The organism is Acrocarpospora phusangensis, assembly GCF_016862995.1.
Taxonomy (GTDB): domain Bacteria; phylum Actinomycetota; class Actinomycetes; order Streptosporangiales; family Streptosporangiaceae; genus Acrocarpospora; species Acrocarpospora phusangensis.
The window spans coordinates 1-4,427 of the sequence record NZ_BOOA01000171.1; the positions used below are offsets into that span (position 1 = coordinate 1).

Here is a 4,427-nt window from a genome sequence, read left to right on the forward strand (position 1 = left end):
AGGCCGCGCTGCGCGCGCTGGAGGACGCCGGGCTCACGTTCAAGGACATCGACGCCGTCGTGATCGGCAAGGCGCCCGACCTGTTCGAGGGTGTGATGATGCCGGAGGCGTACCTGGCGGACGCGCTCGGGGCGGCGGGCAAGCCGATGATGCGGGTGCACACGGCGGGGTCGGTGGGCGGGTCGACCGGGCTCGTGGGGGCTTCGCTGATTCAGGGCGGGGTGCACGAGAGGGTGCTGGTCGTCGCGTACGAGAAGCAGTCGGAGTCCAACGCGACGTGGGCGCTGTCCACGCATCTGCCGTACAACGCCTCGCTGGTGGTCGGGGCGGGCGGGTATTTCGCGCCGCACATCCGCGAGTACATGCGCCGGTCCGGCGCGCCCGGCCACATCGGCACACTGGTCGCGGTCAAGGACCGGCGGAACGCGCTGAAGAACCCCTACGCCCACCTGAAGATCCCCGGCATCGACCGGGCCATGGTCGAGTCCACGCCCATGCTCTGGGAGCCCATCCGCTACCTGGAGACCTGCCCGTCCTCGGACGGCGCCTGCGCGATGGTCCTCGCCGCCGAGCACGCCGTCACCGGCCGCCCCGCCTGGGTGCACGGTACGGCCATGCGCTCGGAACCGATCTTCCGCGCCGGGCGCGACACGGTGAACCCGCAGGGCGGCAAGGACTGCGCCGCCGACGTCTACCGGCAGGCCGGCATCACCGACCCGCGCCGCCAGATCGACGTCGCCGAGGTCTACGTGCCGTTCTCCTGGTACGAGCCGATGTGGCTGGAGAACCTCGGTTTCGCCGCCGAGAACGAGGGCTGGAAGCTGACCGAGGCCGGCTGCACCGCCCTGGACGGCGACATCCCCTGGAACGCCTCCGGCGGCGTGCTCAGCAGCAACCCGATCGGCGCCTCCGGCCTGATCCGGTTCGCCGAGGCGGCCCTCCAGGTCCGCGGGATGGCCGGAGAACACCAGGTCGAGGGGGCCAGAACGGCCCTCGGACACGCGTACGGCGGCGGAGCGCAGTTCTTCGCCATGTGGATCGTCGGAGCAGACAAGCCCTAGCAGAGAGCAGGTCCCCATGGAGTTCAACCACGCCGACATGTTCGAAGGGCTCGCGGACACGATCGGGGACCGTGTCGCGGTCATCTGCGGGGACGAGCGGGTGACCTATGCCGAACTGGACAAGCTGGCCAACCGGCTCGCGCACCACCTGCGTGCCAACGGCGTACAGGCGGGGCAGCATGTCGGGATCCACCTGTACAACGGCATCGAGTACATCACCGGCATCCTGGCCGCTTTGAAGATCCGCGCCGTCCCGATCAACGTGAACTACCGGTACGTCGAGGCCGAACTCCGCTACCTCTACGACGACTCCGACATGGTGGCGCTCATCTTCGACGTCGAGTTCGACGAGCGGGTGGCGGCGGTCGTGCCGGACACGCCTCAGCTGCGGCATCTGATCGCGGTGGGCGGGGAGTCGCGGGTGCCGGGGGCGGTGCCGTACCGGACGGCGCTGGCGGAGTCCTCGGACGAGCGGGACTTCGAGACGCGGTCGGGGCAGGACATCTACATCATCTACACCGGCGGCACCACCGGCATGCCGAAGGGCGTGATGTGGCACGTCGAGGACCTGTTCATGGCGTTCGGCGGCGGCAACCCCTACGGCGCGCCGCTGGCCTCGCCCGAGGCGGTCATCGAGCAGGCCCGCAACTCCGGACCGATGATCATGATGGCGGCCGCGCCGCTGATGCACGGCGCCGCCCAGATGGGCACGTTCATCTCCTGGTGGATGGGCGGAACCATGGTGTACGTGCCGAAGTTCGACGCCCGCGCCGTGCTGTCCGCGATCGAACGCGAGAAGGTCGTCACGATCAACATCACCGGCGACGCGATGGCCCGCCCCCTGGCCGACGAGATCGCCACCGGCGCGTACGACCTGTCCTCCCTCTTCGTGGTCAGTTCCACCGGCGCCATCCTGACCGGCTCCGTCCGCGACCGCTTACAGACCCTGCTCCCCGACAAAATGATCATGGACAGCTTCGGCTCCACCGAATCCGGCTACACCGCCTCCGCCGTCGCCGGCTCATCGCCGGAATCCGGCCTCAAATACCAGCCCAACGCCAACGCCAACATCTCTGTCCTCGACCCCACCCTCACTCCCGTCCGTCCAGGCTCCGGCGACATGGGCACCGTCGCGAAGACCGGGCGCATCGCCTTCGCGTACTACAAGGACCCCGAGAAGACCAGCCAGACCTTCGTCACCGATGCCGACGGCGTCAAATGGCTGCTCACCGGTGACCTGGCCATAGTCGAAGAAGACGGCACCATGCGCGTCTACGGCCGCGGCTCCCAGTGCATCAACACCGGCGGTGAGAAGGTCTTCCCCGAAGAGGTGGAAGCCACCCTGAAAGGCCACCCCGACGTCTTCGACGCCGTCGTCACCGGCATCCCCGACGACCGTTGGGGCTACCGCGTCGCCGCCGTCGTCCAGCCCACCTCTGGATCCACTCCATCCGAGGAAGCCCTAGACACCCACTGCCGTGCGCGACTGTCGGGGTACAAGGTGCCCCGGACGTACGTGTTCGTGGAGGAACTCGTCCGCTCACCTGCTGGCAAAGCCGACTACCGCTGGGCTAGAGAAACCGCAGCCAGAGGCACGAAAGTGCTCGACACCGATGCATAAGGGCGGAGGGACTGTTCAGGCGTTCCACTGATCCGCTGCCCTGCAGTGATCGACAACGCAGATCCACTTCAACCCTTGGATAGTCCGCCTGCGAAAACTTGTGCGCGGACACAGAATTGGAGCTGACCCACGGGGCGATTTACCCCCACAGGCGTGGGGATCGCATCTCGACCACGAAGGCGTAGATGCGTGGATCCAGTTCACCCCCACGGACGTGGGGAGCAGCGAGTAATCAGGTTGGTGGTGCGGGCGTGGGTCGGTTCACCCCCACGGACGTGGGGAGCATGGCGGCGCGAACACCAGCTGGTCCTTCAGCAGCGGTTCACCCCCACGGACGTGGGGAGCATCCACGTCCACGGTGGCGGTCTGGCCGTCGAGCGGTTCACCCCCACGGACGTGGGGAGCAGTCCGGATCACCGGACATGCCGGCCACCATGCATGGTTCACCCCCACGGACGTGGGGAGCAGCGGATGTCGGCGAACTCGCGGCCGGAGGCGTTCGGTTCACCCCCACGGACGTGGGGAGCAGGATGTTCTTCGAGAAGCGGGACAAGGAGCGGCCGGTTCACCCCCACGGACGTGGGGAGCAGGCCGATCTCGTCCCGCCCCAGCTGCCACCCGATCGGTTCACCCCCACGGACGTGGGGAGCAGGAAAACGAAGGCCGCGCCCGCTTCCCCGCCCTCGGTTCACCCCCACGGACGTGGGGAGCAGTCGGCAGGGTCGGCGGTCGCGCTGTCCACCTCCGGTTCACCCCCACGGACGTGGGGAGCAGCGGCTACTGCTGTTCTTCGGGTAGAGCTTCCACGGTTCACCCCCACGGACGTGGGGAGCAGCGTAGCAATGGCCAACCGTGCCCTGTGTGGGTCGGTTCACCCCCACGGACGTGGGGAGCAGGCAACCGAAACCATCTCGGGATCTAGTAAGAACGGTTCACCCCCACGGACGTGGGGAGCAGCTGCGGCGGCGTAGTACCAGCTACTACGAAGACGGTTCACCCCCACGGACGTGGGGAGCAGTCCCAGCTAAAGCGGAGGTTGTGGCTGGTCTGCGGTTCACCCCCACGGACGTGGGGAGCAGGAGCTGAGCGAGGACATGGCCGAATGGCTCCGCGGTTCACCCCCACGGACGTGGGGAGCAGATCAACAGCGAGCGCGAGCAGATCGAGCACGACGGTTCACCCCCACGGACGTGGGGAGCAGGGGAACGCGCTCGACAGCGAGGTCATCGGCTACGGTTCACCCCCACGGACGTGGGGAGCAGGTGTACCCGTCTCGATCGACGTCCGCAGTGGGCGGTTCACCCCCACGGACGTGGGGAGCAGGCAAAGCAGGAGGCCGAGCGGGTCGGGCAACCGGTTCACCCCCACGGACGTGGGGAGCAGGCCCGTGTCCGGGTACATGACCGCGTAGCGGCCGGTTCACCCCCACGGACGTGGGGAGCAGCCGCCGCGGGCGATGGCCCAGGCGTACGGCTCCGGTTCACCCCCACGGACGTGGGGAGCAGGGAGAGCCGCACGAACTCGTCGGTGGCGACCTCGGTTCACCCCCACGGACGTGGGGAGCAGGGGCAGGTTATGCAGCCTAAGCCACTTGGCTACGGTTCACCCCCACGGACGTGGGGAGCAGGGCTCATTCTCCGCGCACTCGTGGGAGAGCGCGGTTCACCCCCACGGACGTGGGGAGCAGCGCCTGCCATCGCATTTCTGAAGGACAATGGCCGGTTCACCCCCACGGACGTGGGGAG

2 protein-coding genes and 1 CRISPR repeat array are annotated in these 4,427 nt (G+C 68.0%); both genes read left to right on the plus strand.

Features of this window, described 5'->3' with window-relative positions:
* Positions 1-1,061, plus strand: a 1,061-nt coding sequence (locus tag Aph01nite_RS40650) for a thiolase family protein (RefSeq protein WP_204046431.1), incomplete at its 5' end; no start/stop codon positions are given.
* A 16-nt stretch (positions 1,062-1,077) separates the two neighbouring features.
* Positions 1,078-2,682, plus strand: a complete 1,605-nt coding sequence (locus Aph01nite_RS40655; protein WP_204046432.1) for an acyl-CoA synthetase — start codon at positions 1,078-1,080, stop codon at positions 2,680-2,682.
* A gap of 196 nt (positions 2,683-2,878) precedes the next feature.
* A CRISPR array of direct repeats spans positions 2,879-4,369; the repeat unit is 29 nt; unit sequence CGGTTCACCCCCACGGACGTGGGGAGCAG.
* The last annotated feature ends 58 nt before the right edge of the window (positions 4,370-4,427 follow it).